At 45.8% G+C, this 20,155-nt stretch carries 18 protein-coding genes; 14 read left to right on the top strand and 4 right to left on the bottom strand.

The annotated features are described in order from the left end of the window. Positions 1–579: 579 nt before the first annotated feature. Positions 580–1,317, top strand: a complete 738-nt coding sequence (gene folE2 / locus FCL48_RS18415) for a GTP cyclohydrolase FolE2 (RefSeq protein WP_136874347.1) — start codon at positions 580–582, stop codon at positions 1,315–1,317. Between the two features lie 60 nt (positions 1,318–1,377). Here the strand turns inward: folE2 and FCL48_RS18410 are convergent, their stop codons facing one another. The 4 genes from FCL48_RS18410 to gpmI form a co-directional block, all read right to left on the bottom strand. Further along, entirely contained in the window at positions 1,378–1,602 is a 225-nt protein-coding gene (locus FCL48_RS18410; RefSeq protein ID WP_136874345.1) for a hypothetical protein, read from the bottom strand. An 8-nt stretch (positions 1,603–1,610) separates the two neighbouring features. Continuing rightward, positions 1,611–3,548: a diguanylate cyclase gene (locus tag FCL48_RS18405; protein ID WP_136874343.1), complete on the bottom strand. Its 1,938-nt coding sequence runs from the start codon at positions 3,546–3,548 to the stop codon at positions 1,611–1,613. A gap of 342 nt (positions 3,549–3,890) precedes the next feature. Then, positions 3,891–4,442, bottom strand: coding sequence for a DUF615 domain-containing protein (locus FCL48_RS18400; RefSeq protein ID WP_136874341.1), 552 nt, complete (start codon positions 4,440–4,442; stop codon positions 3,891–3,893). Between the two features lie 11 nt (positions 4,443–4,453). After that, a complete protein-coding gene (gene gpmI / locus FCL48_RS18395; RefSeq protein WP_136874339.1) occupies positions 4,454–6,088 on the bottom strand; it encodes a 2,3-bisphosphoglycerate-independent phosphoglycerate mutase in 1,635 nt (544 codons plus the stop codon). 274 nt (positions 6,089–6,362) lie between these two features. Here gpmI and FCL48_RS18390 point away from each other — a divergent pair, with 274 nt between their 5' ends. From FCL48_RS18390 to FCL48_RS18335, 13 genes are all read left to right on the top strand, one after another. Then, the gene (locus FCL48_RS18390; RefSeq protein WP_136874337.1) at positions 6,363–6,863 is read left to right on the top strand and encodes a hypothetical protein; all 501 of its coding nucleotides are present in this window, start codon (positions 6,363–6,365) and stop codon (positions 6,861–6,863) included. Further along, positions 6,856–8,127: a gephyrin-like molybdotransferase Glp gene (gene glp, locus FCL48_RS18385; protein ID WP_136874335.1), complete on the top strand. Its 1,272-nt coding sequence runs from the start codon at positions 6,856–6,858 to the stop codon at positions 8,125–8,127. Before FCL48_RS18390 ends, glp begins: the two co-directional genes overlap by 8 nt. Then, on the top strand, positions 8,124–10,049 hold the full coding sequence (locus FCL48_RS18380) for a molybdopterin biosynthesis protein (protein ID WP_136874333.1): 1,926 nt from the start codon (positions 8,124–8,126) through the stop codon (positions 10,047–10,049). Before glp ends, FCL48_RS18380 begins: the two co-directional genes overlap by 4 nt. A 169-nt stretch (positions 10,050–10,218) precedes the next feature. Beyond that, positions 10,219–11,946 carry an aldehyde ferredoxin oxidoreductase C-terminal domain-containing protein gene (locus FCL48_RS18375; RefSeq protein WP_136874331.1) on the top strand — a complete coding sequence of 576 codons (1,728 nt, stop codon included), beginning with the start codon at positions 10,219–10,221 and terminating at the stop codon, positions 11,944–11,946. Positions 11,947–11,961: 15 nt separating this feature from the next. Then, on the top strand, positions 11,962–12,186 hold the full coding sequence (locus FCL48_RS18370; RefSeq protein ID WP_136874329.1) for a MoaD/ThiS family protein: 225 nt from the start codon (positions 11,962–11,964) through the stop codon (positions 12,184–12,186). A 301-nt stretch (positions 12,187–12,487) separates the two neighbouring features. Beyond that, positions 12,488–12,910, top strand: a complete 423-nt coding sequence (locus FCL48_RS18365) for a pyridoxamine 5'-phosphate oxidase family protein (RefSeq protein WP_136874327.1) — start codon at positions 12,488–12,490, stop codon at positions 12,908–12,910. Between the two features lie 224 nt (positions 12,911–13,134). Further along, positions 13,135–14,232: a redox-regulated ATPase YchF gene (ychF, locus tag FCL48_RS18360; RefSeq protein WP_136874325.1), complete on the top strand. Its 1,098-nt coding sequence runs from the start codon at positions 13,135–13,137 to the stop codon at positions 14,230–14,232. Between the two features lie 205 nt (positions 14,233–14,437). Further along, complete coding sequence (locus FCL48_RS25035; RefSeq protein ID WP_169309276.1) at positions 14,438–14,596, top strand: hypothetical protein; 159 nt, start codon at positions 14,438–14,440, stop codon at positions 14,594–14,596. Positions 14,597–14,619: 23 nt separating this feature from the next. After that, entirely contained in the window at positions 14,620–14,805 is a 186-nt protein-coding gene (locus FCL48_RS18355) for a hypothetical protein (protein ID WP_136874323.1), read from the top strand. A 198-nt stretch (positions 14,806–15,003) separates the two neighbouring features. Continuing rightward, positions 15,004–16,482 carry an ATP-dependent RecD-like DNA helicase gene (locus tag FCL48_RS18350; RefSeq protein WP_136874321.1) on the top strand — a complete coding sequence of 493 codons (1,479 nt, stop codon included), beginning with the start codon at positions 15,004–15,006 and terminating at the stop codon, positions 16,480–16,482. Between the two features lie 63 nt (positions 16,483–16,545). Then, positions 16,546–16,827 carry a hypothetical protein gene (locus FCL48_RS18345; RefSeq protein ID WP_136874319.1) on the top strand — a complete coding sequence of 94 codons (282 nt, stop codon included), beginning with the start codon at positions 16,546–16,548 and terminating at the stop codon, positions 16,825–16,827. A 408-nt stretch (positions 16,828–17,235) separates the two neighbouring features. Continuing rightward, a complete protein-coding gene (locus FCL48_RS18340; protein ID WP_136874317.1) occupies positions 17,236–17,595 on the top strand; it encodes a hypothetical protein in 360 nt (119 codons plus the stop codon). 193 nt (positions 17,596–17,788) lie between these two features. Next, positions 17,789–19,297: a fumarate hydratase gene (locus FCL48_RS18335; RefSeq protein ID WP_136874315.1), complete on the top strand. Its 1,509-nt coding sequence runs from the start codon at positions 17,789–17,791 to the stop codon at positions 19,295–19,297. The last annotated feature ends 858 nt before the right edge of the window (positions 19,298–20,155 follow it).

Here is a 20,155-nt window from a genome sequence, read left to right as displayed (position 1 = left end):
CTATGGAAACTATTTTACGAGCCATAGCTCATGGAATAAATGGCCCCACATTGAAAGAGGTATGCCGGACGTAGCAGTACCATAGTTTAGCGGTTATTCAGTTATCAGAGATCAAAAATATGCTTGGAAAATCGAAATCTCCAAGATTGTTGGATACGTATGGTCAAAATGCGCTAAAATCAGTGTGAAATTTGCAAAAAATTATAAATAAATACAATTTGAGAGTATGACTTCAGATTATGTCTCGTCGCAAAGGGGCTATGGTTGAAAAACCGCTCTTAAACTGTACATTCAGCCCTAAAACGGGAATAGCTGGAAATATTACTGTTTCCCCTGGATTATCGCTGTTCTCATCACTATATAAAAAGCTATGCAGGGAAAAGTTAAAACTACACCAGGCAGCCCCTAACCGTCTGGAATGTAACAGGTCTTGCTTCCACCGTCCAAAAGAGTATTGTTTAAGATCGTCAAACAGGTTATGTAACAAACGTCTCCATACAATTGAGACATACGGGAATGGTATAAAAGGTAAACAAAAAGTCTGTATAAAACACGGGATACAATGAAGTGAATAGACCTATGTATATCCAAACTGTTGGGTTAAAAAATCTTAAAACTCCGATTCGGGTTAAAGAAAAGGGAGGCGGGCTGCAAAACACTATTGCCACCATTTCTATGCAGGCAAACCTTTCTGAGAAAAGCACTCACAACTGCGCCGATATCTTCACTTCGATACTTCAGGAACATTTAGACGAACTCTCTGTCGCCAGTTTCTCCTCGATATTGCCCAAATTACAAAAACAATTACAGGCGAAAAGCGTCCGTCTGGAGATGAGCTTTCCCTATTTCATCGATAAAAAAGCCCCCGTTAGCGACACCCACAGTCTCATGGAATATGACTGCACATTCTCTGGCGGCATCGGTGACAATGACGGTTTTATACTGTCAGTCCGTGTACCGGTAACCACTCTCTGCCCCTGCTCAAAGGAGATCAGTTCAGGCGGGGCTCACAATCAGCGGGGTGAAGTAACTCTTAATGTCACTTTCCATAATTTCATCTGGGTTGAAGACCTCATAGAACTCGTGGAACAATCGGCATCCTGCGAGGTTTACGCGCTCTTAAAACGTCCTGATGAAAAATATGTCACAGAAAAAGCCTATAATAATCCAATGTTTGTTGAAGACGTTGTACGGAAGGTCGCCGTTCTTGCCCTAGAACATCCCGATATCAATTGGTTTTCTGCAAGTGTTGAAAGTTTTGAGTCCATCCACAAACACAGTGCCTACGCCTACGTGGACAGTGATGAAGTGCGTTAAACAGGGAGCTGCAGAGCTTTCTTTCGATCACCAGAAGCAGACTCCGTCAAAAGATGTACCCTATTTTTTGGTTCGCCCAAAACCTTCAAATTTTTGACGGAATTTCCCGGATTCCTTTTCCCCATCCAACATTCTCCGAAGCATGTCCCGCTCTTTCAGGGCAAGCTTCAGTTCTCCTGAGAGCTCTAAAAGTTCAGCAGTGGAACTCTCTGCCATTTTTTTCTCTAACTGATCCACATTCTGCTGAGCTGCATAGAGGTCTTTTGCCATTAAACGGATCGACATTTCTTACCTTAACCTTCTGTTTCATTTTTATCTGACCCAAACCTGCGAAGAACAACACAGTTTCTTCCTTCATTTTTCGCGGCATAGAGTGCCTCGTCTGCACCTTTGTACACCTGATCAACCGTCACTCCCGGAAGAGGGCCAATAACAACCACCCCTATTGAGACTGTCACAACACCTGATACAGAACTCCATTTATGTTCAATGGCCACCTCCTCCACCGCCCGGCGAATAGAATCCACAAAGTCAAACGTTCTCTCGTTGTCCTTTTCGGTAAAAAGAAGACCAAACTCCTCTCCCCCGAGTCTGAAGCAGTAGTCACTGCCTCTGGTGAGTTTTGAACTGATAGCAGCCGACACCTGTTTCAGGACGACATCTCCCTGCTGATGACCATAATTATCGTTATATTGTTTAAAAAAATCCAGGTCCATCATGGCAAAGACAATGACACCTTTGTCCCGCTGTGCCTGGCTCAGTTCTTTACTGATGACCGCATTAAAAAAACGACGGTTATACAGGCCGGTCAACTCGTCCCGTACAGAAAGCTCTTCAATTCGCTTCTTATCGGTAATATCCTGATAAATTAATGAATAACCAACCAAAATTCCGTCTTCGTTTTTTTTCGGTAAAACTACGGTATCCGCCCAGTAACACTCACCATTACCCTTTGCATGCTGTAATTCCCCGGACCAGCTTCCGTCACGTTCTACGGCCTCCCAAACCCTGTCGTAATATCCTTTTGGCTGCAATGTACAGTACAATTGACTATATTGAACGCCGACAAAACTCGCCTTAGAACCGCCCAGACTCGTCGCCAGGGCACTGCTGACTTCCTGAAAATTTCTCTGCAGATCCAGACTCGCTCTGTGAATATTCTTGTCAATCAGTTCAATGGATTCGGTCAATTTTCTATTCTGGCTGGAAATTTTCTTATGGAGCCGGGCCGGTCCTCTTGAGATAAGCACCGCCAGAGGTATAGAAAGCAGAACAATGATTGCCACAATAAATACCGCTGCTTTCTGTCTTTCTTCTCGCATGATGTTTACAGTACCCTCGTCTGCAACCATCAATAAAACAGCACCATCCTTGCTCAACAGGTCACCGAAAGAGCCTGTAAAAATATTGCCGATTTTCTTCAGTCCACCGTCCCCACTATAGTGGAGAATCTTATTTGCCTGCTCTGGATAGACGTTTCCGATCTGATATCCCGTTTCACGGTATCTCGACCAGGATTTCTCCTCATCATGGCTTATGAGAAAATATCCATCTTTATCTATCAGGCTAAGATGAAAAACCCCATTATTGAGAAATCTGTTCAGAAATTCTTTCATCCGCACATTCACAATTACGATACCCCGAAACTGTTGATTGATGTAGACAGGAGAAGCGATTCTAAGAACGGGTTTTTCAGGGATTTCAATTGTGCCCCGTTCCACATTAAGGTCAAGATTTGAATACCAGTAATGAAAGGGAGGAACCTGAGACGACTCTTGAAAATAATAGCGGTTACTTTTGTCCTGCAGAAGGTCCTGCTCAATCAGATGAGCCCGTTTATCTCCCACCATCCAGTCAACCCTGACCCGTTCCAATCCATTTTCATCAAGATAACGAACCTGCATCAGAGACAGGTGGCTATTGGCTATGGTGAGTATACAGGCAGCAAGACTGTCATAATTTGCAGGTGATGGGTCTACTAAGTAGTTATAGAGAAAAGAACTGTCACGAAGCGACCCGACAATTTCCTCCAGCCCAGCATTAAAATTATCAAATTCCTTAATCTTAAGATCAAAAACCACTTCTGCATTTTGACTGAGCTTGGCGTCGAGAGAAACGAGTTCTACACGATAATTCAGAAATGCCGTACACAAGGCAATGGCCAGACCAAAGAGAGCAAAAAGGCTGACATAATACAGTCTGCTCTCACTTTTGAAACGACGTAAACCCATATTTCACCAGAAATTGTTTTGTAGATGAATACCCTCAGGCCAACTTCCATAGTTTAGCACATTTTAAGGGAAAACACCTATTTCCAATATTTAATTGAAAAAATCAATGAGCAGATGAAAAGGTGATGTGCGTTAGCGAACACCGCAATAAACAGCTTAAAAGAAAGGAGTCTCACCACTAAAAACAGGTTGTTTCTCGTTTTTCATTCACTTTCGGAACACCTCAGGAAAACCTGAAGCGCTTCAGGCAGTTTGCTCCATTACCTACAAGAGGAATGGAGCAAAAAAATTGTTACTGCATGTTACCCTCATGGCGCAACTGCAATACCTCAACCCCACAAATTATTGAAGTTCACTGTCTGAGAGCAACTGATCTTTTTCCAACGCCGCCTTTACAATACGAAATACTTCCTTGTAGAGATTATGAAATCTGGTCTTTACATACTGGTGAACAGTTCGCCGCAGATCACCACTATCGATTGAATATCTCTCAACCAATGCGTCAATCAGTTCTCCATCCCAGTCCGGCTCCCATGGCAGGTTCGCCTGCAGACAGAGTTGCTGCTGCTCAATCGCCTCTGTAATTATTGCGTCCCGTAGACGTTCTGCTTCATGATGGAGCTTATTATCTTTGAGTTTAGAGCCTTTTCTTGCGGCAAGAAAATCCAGGATATCATCTACGGATTCTTCCCGCATCAGCTTGGCCATATACTTTACCTGACGCTTCCTGGACCCGCCTTTTACCGTGCGACATTGAAGAATTTCTTTTTTCAGATCTTCACTCACTTCCAGCTTTTTCAGATCTTTATCGGAAAGAAGAGCGAGCTCCATGGCCGCCTCCTCCTCCTGCTTGAAACGTCTCTTCATTTCAGACTTACTTATTCTTTCAGACATTTATCTCCAGTTTATTTAGATTTTTGCAGTTGCAAAAGAGATGGTTCATAATCTTCAGGTGGCTCAAAGCCAAGCAGGGTACAAAGTGTTGCCGCTACATTGGCAAGTCCTGGGGTTTCCACAGTATTATTGATTGTAAAGCTGTTCGCTCCACTATAATCCTTCACTATAAAAGGCACAGGATTGAGGGTATGTGCCACCATCGGGTTTTTGGTTCCATTTTTTTCGTTCCACATACAGTCTGCATTGCCATGATCCGCCGTAACAACAAAAATACCGCCTGCTTTTTTCACTGCAGACTCAATACGTTTCAGGCAGATATCCACGGTTTCAACGGCAACCCGAACCGACGCCTCAACTCCAGTATGCCCCACCATATCACCATTGGCAAGGTTGAGGCGAATAAACTTGAAGTCACCGCCATTTATGGCATCAACGACCTTATCTGTAACCTCCCCGGCCTTCATCCATGGTTTCAGATCAAAGGCTATCCTGTCTGACAGGATCTCTTCATATTTCTCAAGTTCCTCATCGATATAGCCGCTTTTGTTACCATTCCAGAAATATGTCACATGGCCAAATTTCTGGGTCTCGGCAATCGCATAGGAGCGGACCTTGCTCGCACATAAATACTCGCCCAGTGTATTATCAATGGCCGGTGGTTGTACCAGATATTGTTTTGGAATGAGTGCGTCTCCATCATATTGCATCATCCCAGCGTAAAAAACATCTGGCTTTCTCACTCGATCAAATGCATCGAAATCATCTTCCTCAAAGGCCCTGGAGATTTCGATTGCCCGATCACCACGAAAGTTGAAAAGGACGACACCATCGCCATCTTCTACAGTGCCGACAGGCCCATTGTCACCCTCGATTACAAAACTTTCCATGTACTGGTCGGTCATCTCCGGATCTTCGCTGTAATAGGTCTGTACCGCTTCAGCCGCCGATGAAAATTTCCGACCAACCCCTAATACGTGGGCCTTCCAGCCTCTTTCCACCACACTCCAGTTGGCGTTATACCGATCCATGGTCGTTATCATTCGTCCACCACCGGAAGCAATTTTGTAATCGCATGCTGCTCCAAATCCTGCAATTTTTTCCTCAAGAGCCTTTATATAAATCAGCGCGCTTTTCTGCTCTACATCTCGGCCATCAAGGAGGACATGGAGACGGACCTTCGGTAGATTTTCTTTGGCACATTGCTCGAGCAGCAAAAATAACTGGGCAATATTGCTGTGTACATTGCCATCGGACAGCAAGCCAATGAAATGAAGCGTCCCCCCTTCCAGCCCTCGTCTTTTCAGTTCCTCCCAAACCGGTGTCTGAAAAACAGCCCCCGAAGCAAGGGCATCATTGACCAGCTGGGCACCTTGGGCAAAAACTCTACCAGCACCAAGAGCGTTGTGTCCGACTTCAGAATTCCCCATATCACCATCGGACGGTAGCCCGACTGCGGTGCCATGGGCTTTCAGTTTTACCATCAGCGGTTCTGTTAATAGTCGGTCCAGCACCGGGGTGTAGGCCATGAACACTCCATCCCGCTCATCCATTGAGCCCAAGCCCACACCATCCATCACAACAGCTACAACCGGCCCATTAAACTGTTGATATCCTATACTTACCTTCAGTGGTCCAAGTGTCATTATTTGTTCCTCTAGGGTATTTTAAGTAAAAATATTGCATTTTTTTATATCGTTAAGATGCAATTCGTTGTAGATATATTGGCATAACATTTGACTAAGAATCTGGCTTTGAGGCAATATACTCAGCAGCCAGACCGCAGAAATGACATTTACATGATAAGCTTTCAAAATGAAAGAGCAACACCCTCTAAAAAGTGTCACCTTGACTGTTCAGCCAGACTCGCTTCATCTTTTCACAACTGTATTACAAGCAGGTGTAGAGATAAAGACTCCCATGAATACAGAGATAGGCTTTTTCCTTTGTCAGCTTCCAGGTTTCAGTCCTGAATACATTCAGGCTACCATCGAAACCATTTTTCTCAACGGAACCCCTGTAGATGACCTGAACTTGCACATAACCGGAGAACATCCGGTCCTCGCTCTTTCGGCCGCTATGCCTGGCCTTGCCGGAGCAATTTTCAGAAAAAACAGTATCCACGCTGCTCTGCGTACCCGAACAGCAGTACAGCCTCAAACCGACCGTGAAGAGAACACCCTGACAGTTACCCTCAAACTTTTCAACTCCATAGCCAAAGAACGTGGAGAGGATCTTTTACAAACCGGTATAGAACTGAGCACCCCAAAGCTTTTGACTTTTCTCTCAAAGCGCTCTGGACTTTGTGAAAATATTACTGATATTGAGATAGATAAAAACACCGTTCCTCTTACAAACCTCTCTGACAGTCTTGCTGGCTGTCAGACAATAAATCTCAAAATCATCACATCAAATGACTGATATCACACAAACAAAGGATATGCTCGGTCGCAGCATTCTCTGTACCGTGGCCAAAGCTCAGCAGATACTGGAGAACCAGCTGGCAGTAATTAGCATCCAGACAGAAGATCTTCCTCTTTGCGAAGCCTTTGATCGCGTTCTCGCCGAACCCGTTTTCTCAGGCGAGGATCTTCCGGCCCATCCACGATCAACCATGGATGGCTTTGCAGTGCGGGCAGGAGACACTTTCGGAGCAAGTGAAGCCATGCCATGCTACCTCAACATTACAGGTGAGGTACTCATGGGCAAGGCACCCGCCGGCGAGGTGAAAAAGGGCTGCTGCCATAAAATACCCACAGGAGGCCTGTGTCCGGCCGGCGCAGACAGCGTGGTAATGCTGGAACATACCGTTCCCGTTGATGACACCATGCTCGAAGTCGTCAAAAGTGTTGGGGCCGGAACCAACCTTGTCCAGAAAGGTGAAGATATTGCAGCCGGTGGCCAGGCCTTGCCACGCGGCAGACGCCTGAGACCGCAGGATATCGGCATGCTTGCAGCAATTGGGGCCAAAACAGTCAAGGTGACAAAAAAGATACGGGTCGGGATACTGTCCACAGGTGATGAGATAATCGATCACAAAGATAAGCCCGCCCCTGGGCAGATTCGCAACATCAACACCTTGACGCTTTCAGGACTTGTCCGTCAGGCGGGGGGCATCTTTGTTGATTACGGTATTGTCTCCGATCAAAAGGATATTTTTCTTTCGGCAGTCAAAGCGGCCATTGCCGAAAATGATATCGTCCTCTTTTCTGGAGGCAGTTCGGTCGGCGTCCGCGATCTTGGTGAACAGATCATTGAAGAACTCGGCCCTCCCGGAATCCTTGTCCATGGGGTCAAACTCAAGCCGGGAAAACCTGTTATCATAGGGATGAGTGGCACAACTCCGATTTTTGGCCTGCCGGGGCACCCTGTCTCCGCAGTGGTCTGCTTTGATTTTTTCATAAAGCCTGCAATTGAAAGGCTTTCCGGGCTTGTCCCTGAAAATGAATTTTCCGTGCATACTATCGAAGCAAAACTGAATCGAAATATTAACTCCGCTGCCGGACGTCTTGATGTTATCCGGGTAAAACTCAAACAAAAAGATTCCGCTGTCACTGCAGACCCTGTTATGGGGAAATCCGGGTCAATCTCCACCCTTTCAAAGGCCGACGGTTTCTTTCTCATTGATGAGGACAGCCAGGGAATTTCTGAAAATTCAATCGTTAAGGTAACACTATATAAATGAGCACACGAAACGTATATGTGAGTAATAAGCCACTTAAAGAGGCAAGGCAATTATGGCTTTCCGCTCTGCAGGAACAGGGTTTTTTCACCAGCAACACCGTTGAGGAAATCGCAGTGGATGACAGTCTCGGTCGCCTGACCGCGGAACCGGTCATTGCCAGACGCTCATCGCCATCCTATAACGCCGCAGCCATGGACGGTATTGCCGTTCACTTCAAGGACCTGGCCGGAGCAAGTGAGGCAGCACCTCTTTGTCTTACTGCAGACCAATATGCTCCAGTCAACACGGGCAACGCCATACCCGACAGGTTTAATGCGGTGGTGATGATAGAAGAGGTGCATCAGGTGGCCCCGGATAAGGTAGAGATCCACGCTCCCGCAACACCCTGGCAGCACGTCAGAACCATCGGAGAAGACATCGTCTCAACGGAACTGATCATCCCTGAAGGCCATACAATTCGCCCTATTGACCAGGGAGCCATGCTTGCAACCGGGGTGACCAAAGTAAAAGTTAAAAAGCGCCCTAAAGCCCACGTTATCCCAACGGGCAGCGAGCTCATTCAGCCTGGACAGGTCCCTGCTCCCGGACAGATTATCGAGTTTAATTCTCGGATCCTCGCAGGCTACCTCAACGAATGGGGAGCAGATACATCCCGCGGTCTTCCGGTTATGGATGATCCTGAACTCTTGAAAAAACATCTCCTGCAGGCGGCAGCCGAAAATGATCTGGTCGTTCTCAACGCCGGAGCCTCCGCAGGAACCCGCGATTTTAGCGCCAAGGTACTTGCCGAAGTCGGTACAGTCATCGTCCATGGTGTGGCTATCAAGCCTGGAAAACCGGTGATACTTGCCATGATTGGAAACACCCCGGTAATTGGTCTTCCGGGCTATCCGGTTTCAGCCCTGCTCACCATGAGAATTTTTATCCGCGAAGTTCTTTCAAGGTATCTCGGCCAGGGAGAGCCTCCAAAAGAAATGGTCAGCGCCACGCTCTCCCGCCCAATCCACTCCTCCATGGGAGTTGATCAATTCGTTAGAATCACCCTTGGCCGGGTTGGCAACAACCTTATGGCAACCCCATCGGGCAAAGGTGCAGGCGCTGTCATGTCGCTCGTTCGCGCCGACGGTCTGCTCACCATTGAAGCAGGCAAGGAAGGAATCGGCGCAGGCGAACAGGTGGAAATAGAGCTACTCCGCTCACAGACTGAAGTTGATGCGACCCTCGTCTGTATCGGCAGCCACGACAACATCCTTGATTTGCTTGCCAACCAGCTCTATAAAAAACGCCCCATGGTTCGTATTTCCTCAGCCCATGTTGGTTCAATGGGTGGCATTATGGCCATAAAACGAGGTGAAGCACATGTCGCCGGCAGCCATCTTCTCGACGAAGAAACCGGGGAGTACAACATCAGTTTTATTCAGCGTTTTCTAAAAGATATTCCTTTGCAACTTATAAATCTCTGTTACAGGGAACAGGGCTTTATCGTACCAAAGGGTAACCCCAAAAACATCAAAACATTCAAAGATATTCGCGATAACAGGCTCGTTTTTATCAATAGACAAAACGGGGCAGGAACCAGACTGCTCACCGATAAGGTACTGCGTGACGAAGGAATCGACCCCCAGGACATCCCCGGATATGGTCACGAAGAGTACACCCATATGAGCATTGCCGCCGCAGTGGCCAATGGCAGCGTCGATACAGGCCTTGGCATTCGCGCGGCAGCCAATGCTCTTGACCTTGATTTTGTTCCCATAGCAGAAGAGCGTTACGATCTTATTATCCCCACGTCTTTTCTTGAAGAATACAAGATCTGCTGTCTGCTTGATCTTATCCGAAACGATGATGGCTTTAAAAATATGATCATGGCTCTCGGCGGTTACAACCTCAGAGACGCCGGCAAGGTTATGTATGAACAGTAATTTAAAATATCAGGTAGACATCCTGGTCGTTTACAACAGATGACACTTTAATTTTTCAGCCTGGTCGAAATGAACAGCATTATATCCAGCACATCATTTCAAAGTTCCAGGCAGCACTTACTTGAGCAACGAATCAGCACAAATATATAAACACAACAAGGAGAACATGATGGCTGATAAGATTTTTCGTGTAAACATGACAACCCTTACCACTTCAGTTGAAGAGGTACCCGCTGCATGGGCCGGACATGGCGGTCGAGGCCTGACCTCAACCATAGTCGCAGAAGAAGTTGAACCTACCTGCCACCCTCTGGGAAAAAGGAATAAACTGGTTATCGCTCCAGGCCTTCTATCTGGTACCGTGGCCGCAAACTCAGGCCGCCTGTCCATCGGCGCCAAAAGCCCACTCACCGGCACCATCAAGGAATCCAATGCTGGTGGAACCTCTGCACAATTTCTTGCAAAAGCCGGTTGCAAGGCCATTATCATCGAAGGCCAACCGACTGAAGACAAATGGTACAGCCTGGCTGTAACCCCTGCCGGAATTACAATCACCGAGGAAACCAAGCTTGTCGGCAAAGGAAACTTTGACGTTATCAAAAGCGTCAATGCAAAGTTTGAATCCAAGGTCGGTGTACTCAGTATTGGCCAGGCCGGTGAAATGAAAATGGCTGCAGCCAATATCTCCGTTCAGGATCCTGATGGCGGACTGCGCTCCAGCGGTCGCGGGGGTCTTGGTGCAGTCATGGGTTCCAAAAAGATCAAGTTCATCTCGATTGATCCCCAGGATGGAACAGTAGAAATAGCTCAACCTGAAGAATTCAAAGCAGCAAACAGGGCTTTTGCCAAGGCATTGGTCGGCCATCCCGTCAGTCAGGCATTGGGTGCTTACGGTACCAACGTACTTGTTAACATCATTAACGAGTCCGGTGGACTGCCAACCAAAAACTTCACCCAGGGACAATTTGCGGGTCATGAATCCATCTCGGGTGAAACCATGGCAGATATCATCACCCAGCGCGGCGGCAAGGTAAAGCACAACTGCCATCCTGGTTGCGTCATTCAATGCTCCCAGGTGTACAATGACGCCAAGGGCAACAAGCTTACTTCCGGTATCGAGTATGAATCTATCTGGGCAATGGGGGCCGATTGTTGCGTGGACAACCTTGACCAGATTGCAGAAGCTGATCAGATCATGGACGATATCGGAATCGACTCCATTGAGACTTCTGTTGCCATGGGTGTCGCCATGGAGGCTGGTGTCCTCGAATTTGGTGACGGCGCAGGTATCCTCAGGATTCTCCGTGAAGAAATTGCAAAAGGTACCGGTCTCGGCAGAATCATCGGCAATGGAACCGGTTCGGTTGGACGTTCTTTTGGCATAACAAGAGTGCCTGTCGTTAAAAACCAGGCTATTCCCGCCTATGATCCACGGTCCATCAAAGGTATGGGGATAACCTACGCTACCTCTACCCAGGGCGCAGATCACACCATGGGTTACACCATTGCCACCAACATCCTCAACGTTGGTGGACAATTAGACCCTCTTTCAAAAGAAGGACAGGTGGAGCTTTCCAGAAACCTGCAGATTGCAACCGCCGCCATCGATTCCACGGGCATGTGTCTCTTTATTGCTTTTGCAGCACTCGACGATGAAACCTGCCTGCCTGCGCTCATTGATCTGATTAACGCTCGTTTTGGTATTGCCCTGACCGGTGATGATGTCGTGAACCTTGGTCAGTACATCCTCAAAACCGAAAGAAAATTCAATATCGCTGCAGGATTCACCGAGGCAGACGACAGATTGCCTGAATTTTTCTACGATGAGCCGCTGCCACCTCATAATGTAGTCTGTGATTTTACAGGTGAAGAAATTGATACCTTCTGGAACTTTTAAGGAAAAGCTTTTTCGATGAAAATCACCGTAAAATTATTCGCTTATTTTCGCGACAACCGCTTCAACGTCGAAGAGTGGGAAATAAAAGCACAGACCACCGTAGGTGATATTGTGGATTCCCTTAACATCGACAGAGAAGAGGTGGGCGTTCTCATGATCAACTCGAGACACACCCAGTTTGAGGTAGAACCCAAGGAAGGTGACATACTTGCCATCTTCCCCGTTGTAGGCGGTGGCTGACAACAGTCCAGCCCGAGCAACCAAGCAGCCCGGATCGTGGAAACATGATCCGGGCTGTTTCATCTCCTTCTACGATGATGAGTGATACAAATACCCACCCGGAATTGCCCCCCGCAATAGTCACTCTGATGATATAAAATTCTTCCAGCCTGTAAGAGTTTTATCCACCACGATTTTCTCCAACCCGTTTAACTCCTTATTATTTTTATAGTGCCTGCCTATTTGACTGGCAGAAAATAAAATCTGCTTTACCAGTACAATGAAGCGTTAGATATATAAAAACAATTATTGGAGGACACAAATGGCTGATTTACAACAGCGTATTTTAGATATCATTCACAAACCACAACTTGCCGCACTTGCAACAGTCACCGAACAAAACAATCCCTGGGTGAGATATGTTGTCACCGTCGGAGGGGGCGATTTCTCTCTTCGCTGTGCTACTTTTGTTCACTCAAGAAAGGTAGATCAGATAAAGCATAACGATAATGTCCATCTCACCTGTGGAGTCAACAGCCTGATGGAGATGAAGCCTTATCTCCAGATCCAGGGGAAAGCACATATCACAACAGATAAAGAAGAACTTCATGCATTCTGGAATGATATGCTCTCACCAATTTTTGATGGACCGGATGATCCAAAATATTCGTTGATTGTCGTCGAACCCTATAGGATTGAATATTGCACCCCAGGTTCATACGAACCGGAGGTCTGGACGAAGTAAGCCACTCTCAGGACCGCCGCTATACCTCGCGTCCTGCTCTATTTTTATCAATGCTCTCAATACTCACCTTTTCTCTAAAGAGTTTAAGTATTGAGAGCAGTTCATCCCCTTAATTTTTCAGTAGATTTTTTTATCTGTAAATTCACCTTGTGTTATATGGGCTTTTCTTCTATAGTCTGCCTCCATTTGTACTATTTCGACCTGAATATAAGGAGTTCTCTTTCATGAAGATAGGAATTGTCGGTTTACCAAATGTAGGTAAATCAACGTTGTTTAATGCTCTCACCAAAGCAGGTGCTGAGGCGAGTAATTACCCGTTCTGTACCATTGAACCTAATATCGGTATTGTCAAAGTCCCGGACGAACGCCTTGATGTCCTTGCTAAACTTGGCACTTCCAACAAAATTATTCCCACTGCAATTGAATTTGTAGATATCGCGGGGCTTGTTAAAGGCGCTTCCCAGGGAGAAGGTCTTGGCAATCTTTTCCTCGGCCATATAAGAAGTGTTGAGGCGATCGCCCATGTGGTTCGCTGTTTTGTCGATGATAACATTACCCATGTCCATGGATCCATTGACCCGGTCAGCGACATTGAGACGATTAACCTCGAGCTTATCTTGTCTGACCTTGAACTCGTTGAAAAACGTATCATCACAGAAGAAAAGAAAGCACGTGGCCAGGACAGAGATGCAAAAATAAAACTGAGTGGTCTGCAGAAACTCAAAGCCATACTTGAGGAAGAAAAGCCAGCACGTCTCGCACAGCTTACCGATGACGAGAGAATACTCATTGCAAGAGAGAGCCAGTTTCTCACCAACAAGAAGGTAATCTACGTCGCTAACGTCAGTGAGGAGGACCTTGTTTCCGGTGAAGACAACGAATATGTTGCTAAACTGAGAGAATATGCCAGGGCGCATGGCGATGAGGTCGTCTGTGTGTCAGCAAAAATTGAAGCTGAACTCTCTGAAATGGATGATGAGGAAGCGACCATTTTTCTCGCCGATCTCGGTATTAAAGAATCTGGACTGGCCCGCCTCGCAAAAGCTGCATACTCCCTTCTTGATCTCATCTCTTTTATCACCACCGGAGAAAAAGAGACCCGGGCCTGGACAATTAAAAGAGGGACAAAGGCACCCCAGGCAGCGGCTGTGATCCATACGGATTTTGAGAAACACTTTATCCGGGCAGAAGTTGTTCCTTACAACGACCTTGTGGCGGCAGGCTCCTGGGCCGCATCGAGGGAGAAGGGTAAGCTTCGCACCGAGGGCAAAGACTATGTTTTTCAGGATGGCGAAGTCACTGTTTTTCTGACCAGCGCCTGATATTTGCCTTACAGGAACAGGATCATTTGTGCGATGCAGATGATCCTGTCCTATGACTCTCCCACCACCCCCCGTCCCTTGTCTCCCCTATACATATTCTCCCCCTCAAAAATATTGCCAGCACAAGTGACATTTCCTAGCAAAGTAAGGTATTTGTAAGATCGTTTGCCCATATTGTCTCTTATTAATACCTGAGAGGATAGAAATGACTGCACTTCAGAAAAAGCAACTGTACAGCAAGTGGAATTCCTATGATCGTGACACAAGAATACGACTTGCCTGTGAATATTTAAAAATATTACGTACCCGCAACCAGGAGATAAGCTGGTTGCAATTTCTTAACAGCCAGCCCAAACAAAAATAGCACGTACTGCGGACTGAAATTGCATGACACAGGCACAAATAGACGATCTGCTCATTGAGTGGAACCTCTATACAAAAAATCAACAGGCCCTCATTTTTCAAGAGTTTCAAGCCAATTGCGAGCAAAATTGCAGCGATGATGATTTTCTTGCGTTCCTGCGACAAAAACTGCAAATAGATGGCTACTGGAAAAAAGTTGGCATTATTTGATCAAACAACACCTTGGCAGAAAGCAAATCACACCTACAAACCTTTATAAAAGTCCGGTTTAAACCCTAAACCCATAGCCCTGAATATTGTAACCTTGACTTACCGGGCAGAATAGGAAATTATAGATAATTCAAAAGTATCTCTAATTTTTTCAGGGTTTTTTTACACCCTTCAACACTGCTTCAAACCGGTCTTTCTATGGATCCTTTCACTCTGCTCGCTGTCGCCTCAGCTGCCGGATTCGTTTTCAACAAACTTGCGGGCTCTCTTGACCGTGAAGAAAGACGAGAGTTTACCTTCAGCAGAGATATGGTTGCCAGCATACAGCCCGACAACAAATCCGAATTTGATCTCTCCACCATAGATATTCTTCCAGAGTACACCTTGGTTAAAGGTCTTATCGATTCAGGCTTCCCTTTAATTTTTATTACCGGGGGTGCCGGTACAGGAAAAAGTACTTTCGTTCGCTGGGCCATGAAAGAATTTGAAGGTTCCGTATTACTTGGAGCTCCAACCGCCATGTCTGCATTGAATATTGGCGGAAAGACCCTCCACTCCCTCTGTCAACTGCCGCCTGGCTGGATCGTCAAAAACGACATAAAACATCTCCCGAAAAGAAAAGAGATTGCAGAGGCAAAGCTCCTCATCATAGACGAGATTTCCATGGTCACCTCCAATCTTCTGGACGGAGTAAGTGCTTTTTTACGGGTCAACAGGGAAGTCAACAAACCATTTGGCGGTCTCCCGGTTATCATGGTGGGTGATATGTTTCAACTCCCGCCGGTGGTCCCGCAATCGCTGCAACCACTTTTCATTAAACATTACGGCTCTCCGAAATTTTATAACGCCAGATGCCTGCAAAATTCCACCTACTATGCCGTTGAACTCAAGCGAACATATCGACAGTCGGACCAGAGCTTTGTCAATATCTTAACCCGGCTCCGGGAGGGAATCGATGTCAAGGAAACGGTGAGAAGGCTTAATGCAGGCTGCACAATAACTGACACTCCACCAAATGGGGCTATCTGTCTTTCTCCAAGAAATAAAACTGTGGATGAAATAAACAACACGGCCCTTGCGTGTCTGAATGGAACGTCGAAGATCTATCGAGGGTTGGTTTCGGGTCAGTTCAACAGCACCAGGCTCCCCGCACCCAAAAACCTCATTTTAAAAATTGGCGCCCAGATACTTTTTACCAGAAATGACCGATCACAACGTTGGATTAATGGAACCGTTGGCATTGTCAAAAGACTCCTCAACGATAAAGTCTTCGTTCAACTGTTCGATTCTGGGAAAATTGTCGATGTTGGCCGGGTTGAATGGAAGGAGTATCACTACAGCTGGAATAAACGGGAAAGGAAAATTGATCGGACTGAGATTGGTTCGTACAGGCAATTTCCCCTCATTGCCGGCTGGGCAAGTACTATTCATAAAAGTCAGGGAAAAACCATAGAGAAAATACATCTTGATCTTGGAAAAGGATCTTTTGAAACCGGCCAGACCTATGTCGCTCTCAGCCGCTGCAGATCACTTCGTGGATTGAGTATGGCGCGGGCCCTCACTATAGATGATATCCTGGTGGACTTTGAATCAAAACATTTTTACGCCAGCCTCAGAGAAATTATCAGCAACCTGCCACCAGAAAAACTGTTGCAACAACTAAAACCTTCCAGCTAATATTTTATAGTAAAAACAAACCAGGATACAGAACCTGACAAATGATATGTAAGGAGCAGGGACATGCTACATTCCGAATGGAAAACAATACTCATTGGCTCATTTATATGTGTTGCAGTCTGTTATTCGTTTATGAGCTGTTACTCCAGCACTTTTTATAAAAAGATTCCAGCAGGCAGACTCAATCACAGCCAACTCCTTGTAAAACAGGGAAACGCCAATTTTGAGCAGCGAATCAACGTCTTTGTCGTATCTCTTCTCTTCAGCATTACCAACCATCGCATCCTCATTGCCGCCACCCTGCTTGCCATCGGTGTTAATTTCGCCCTTTTGGCTCTACAATGAAAGTTATCCAGACAGTAGCCTCCGCAGATTTACCCAGCAAAAACAACGAAAATGGTTCCCATAATTGCTTAAACCCTTTGGTACTTATACGAAGCATCAATATTTTTTACGTTGGTTTGTTATGATTTCCTGGAATTCTGTTATATATTATTAGCTATAGACAGGCGGAAATAGAGACAGCGCCTGTGAACCCTGCTAAAAGTTGTTTTGAAACTTCAATGGAAAATGTTGTTTATTCGAAGGCTTGCCTCTTTCAAGTTGAGATGATTAACCAGCCCCCCCTCCTGTAGAACTGTTATAAGACTGCTTCGAGCCAGCGTTTGCCAGCTGTACCTTCCCGCTTAATACTACGTTTTGTGCAGTCGAGGTGGATTTTTGCCTCACTGGGATTTTTCAGGAGTGAAAGCTATGATGTTTCAACCAGTCAACAACCATACAATGTTATCTCTTCCAGGTACTGTAAATGAGGTGGTTGACATACTTTTTAATGATATTTCATTGCGAGACCGCGTTGTAATGGCAGGTCTCAGCGAACAGGAATTTGATACAACCGTCTACCTGAGCATGGCAAAGATCATTCGAAAAGAATTTGGCCTCTACAGTGGTAATGATGAGTTACTCAATTCATGTTCTTCCTACCTTGGCCGGGAATATGACTCATTTGAAGACCCTGCCATGGTAATAGTGAAAGAGCTCTGGAAAAGGGTGAGAAAGGGCCATAGCCTCAGGTTGGTTGAAAAGCAAGCTGAGGAAACAAACATTACCTAAGCCGTAAAAACCGTGGTGTTTTTCATTTAACACATTACAAACACGATGCTTTTCGCTAGACCTTTTTAACTTTGGTCCGCTTTTTTTATGGCCAATTTTTTGATGCAAATGTAGAGTGGCAATATAAATATGCGCAGTCACTCAAAATGTTATCTATGGTGTGATAACACATTCATTTCACAAAGGGTTGGCCATGAACACAATCAAAAAATCGGATTTTGTAACGTCAATTGCAGACAGCCTTCAGCACATCTCCTACTATCATCCTCTCGATTTTGTCAAAGCAGTCCACAACGCATATAAGCGTGAAAAAAACCAGGCAGCTAAAGACGCGATAGGTCAAATACTGATCAATTCAAAAATGTGCGCAGTAGGTAAACGCCCCATCTGTCAGGACACAGGTATCGTCACCGCCTTTATAAAAATTGGCTCCCAATGCCGGTTTGATTGCGATGACACCCTTCAGGAAATGGTTGATGAAGGAGTCCGCCTCGCCTATAAAAATCCCACGAACCCTTTACGCCTCTCCGTGGTCGCAAGTCCTGCAACGGAGAGAAAAAACACCAAGGACAACACCCCTGCAGTCATCTACACCGAAATAGTTCCGGGAAACACGCTGGAAGTCCACATTGCCGCAAAAGGTGGAGGCTCTGAAAACAAAAGTAAATGCGTGATGCTCAACCCCAGCGATTCTATTGTTGAATGGGTGAAAAAGACCGTTCCCACCATGGGGGCTGGCTGGTGTCCTCCAGGTATCATTGGCATAGGAATTGGTGGAACTGCCGACAAGGCAATGGTATTGGCCAAAGAGTCCCTGATGCAGCCCGTGGACATAGATGAGCTGATTGAAAGAGGTCCCGCAAATAAACTCGAAGAACTGCGTCTTGAACTGTACAACGCCATTAACGGTCTTGGCATTGGTGCCCAGGGTCTTGGTGGACTGACCACCGTGGTCGACGTAAAAATCGCCCAGTTTCCAACCCATGCAGCGTCTCTGCCGGTAGCACTTATTCCAAACTGTGCAGCCACCCGCCATACCCACTTTGTCCTCGACGGTTCAGGCCCTGCAGTACTAAAAACTCCCGACATTAACGAGTGGCCAGACATTTCACTTGGCACTGGAGATGAAGTCAAAAGAGTTTTCCTCGATGGGATTACCAAAGAAGAAATCAGCACCTGGAAATCTGGCCAGACACTGCTTCTCAATGGCAAGATTCTCACCGGAAGAGATGCCGCCCATCGTCGTATCCAGATGCTCCTCGAAGAAGGCAAGCCACTTCCCGAAGGCGTCGACTTCAATGGCCGTTTTATCTATTACGTAGGACCTGTCGATCCAGTTGGAGATGAAGTCGTTGGACCTGCTGGCCCTACCACCTCCACCCGTATGGATAAATACACCAACATGATGCTTGAGCAGGCAGGACTGATCGGCATGATAGGAAAGTCAGAGCGTGGAGATGCGACCATAGAAGCCATTAAAAAACATGGTACAGTATACTGTATGGCAGTAGGTGGTGCCGCTTACCTTGTTTCAAAAGCCATCAAAAAGTCACGGGTTGTGGCCTTTGAAGACCTCGGTATGGAAGCTATTTACGAGTTTGAAGTCGAAGACATGCCGGTTACGGTTGCGGTGGATTCGAGCGGTGAAGCTGTACACAAAACTGGGCCTACATTCTGGCAAAAAGAAATTGCCGCTATGTGAGGTGGAGTCAAACCAATAACAATTCAATCAAAATCAACAGTATTGAAGGCTATTGAATTCATACTAATACAAAAATAACTCATTGATATCAAATATTTACAAAAAGTAACTATACCAATACATTCAGAATTAGTTACTAATAGTAGAACCACAATACGTTTTCTATAATCGAGTTGCCGGGCTGGCAACTCGATTTTTTTGTGCCATTCGGTTTCAGTAAATATCCTGGTATTGAGTCGCTTCTGAAAAAAGTATTTCAATCAGGCAGGTTGCCAACTTTGTATCCCAGCCTGAATTACAATCACTGCCAAAAAAAAGAAGTAAAACTCCTCTAATGAACTTCATTTGCTTTCTGAAGTTCATACCAGCAGCACTGAGGATAGCATTTATCTGATCCCCAACTCCGGTCTTCTTGTTCTTTGATATACAATGGCTGTAGACGAAGAATAAAGTATCATACTCAAATATCGATAAGCACCTGATTTTACATTCAGCGAAAAGAGACAGATAACAATAAAGTATCATATTGACTGAGTGCTCAGTGTGATCCTCATCAAAAAACTTAATAATAAAGTTTCATACTCGATTTCAATCTACCATCGCCCTTCCCTTCTCCAACCCCAAAATATTACTAATCTTGAGACTCGCAATAGATCTATTAAGTTTGAGTTATATTGCCAGCTTGGATGGTTCGACCTGGCAATTTCATCCAGTTACCCAGGAAGAGATGAAAGTACTATAAACGCCGATGATGGCCAGAAATGAAGCAATTGTTTCGGTTGGTTCTCTGTTGATCATCTTTGATTTCAGAGTCCTCTTTTCTTGCTAGGATGGCCTTGGTTTTCCGGAGGTTAAGTC

The organism is Desulforhopalus sp. IMCC35007 (assembly GCF_005116575.1).
Classification (GTDB): Bacteria; Desulfobacterota; Desulfobulbia; order Desulfobulbales; family Desulfocapsaceae; genus Desulforhopalus_A.
Note: the sequence above shows the minus strand (reverse complement) of the source record. Positions and strands in the feature narration are given on the sequence as shown.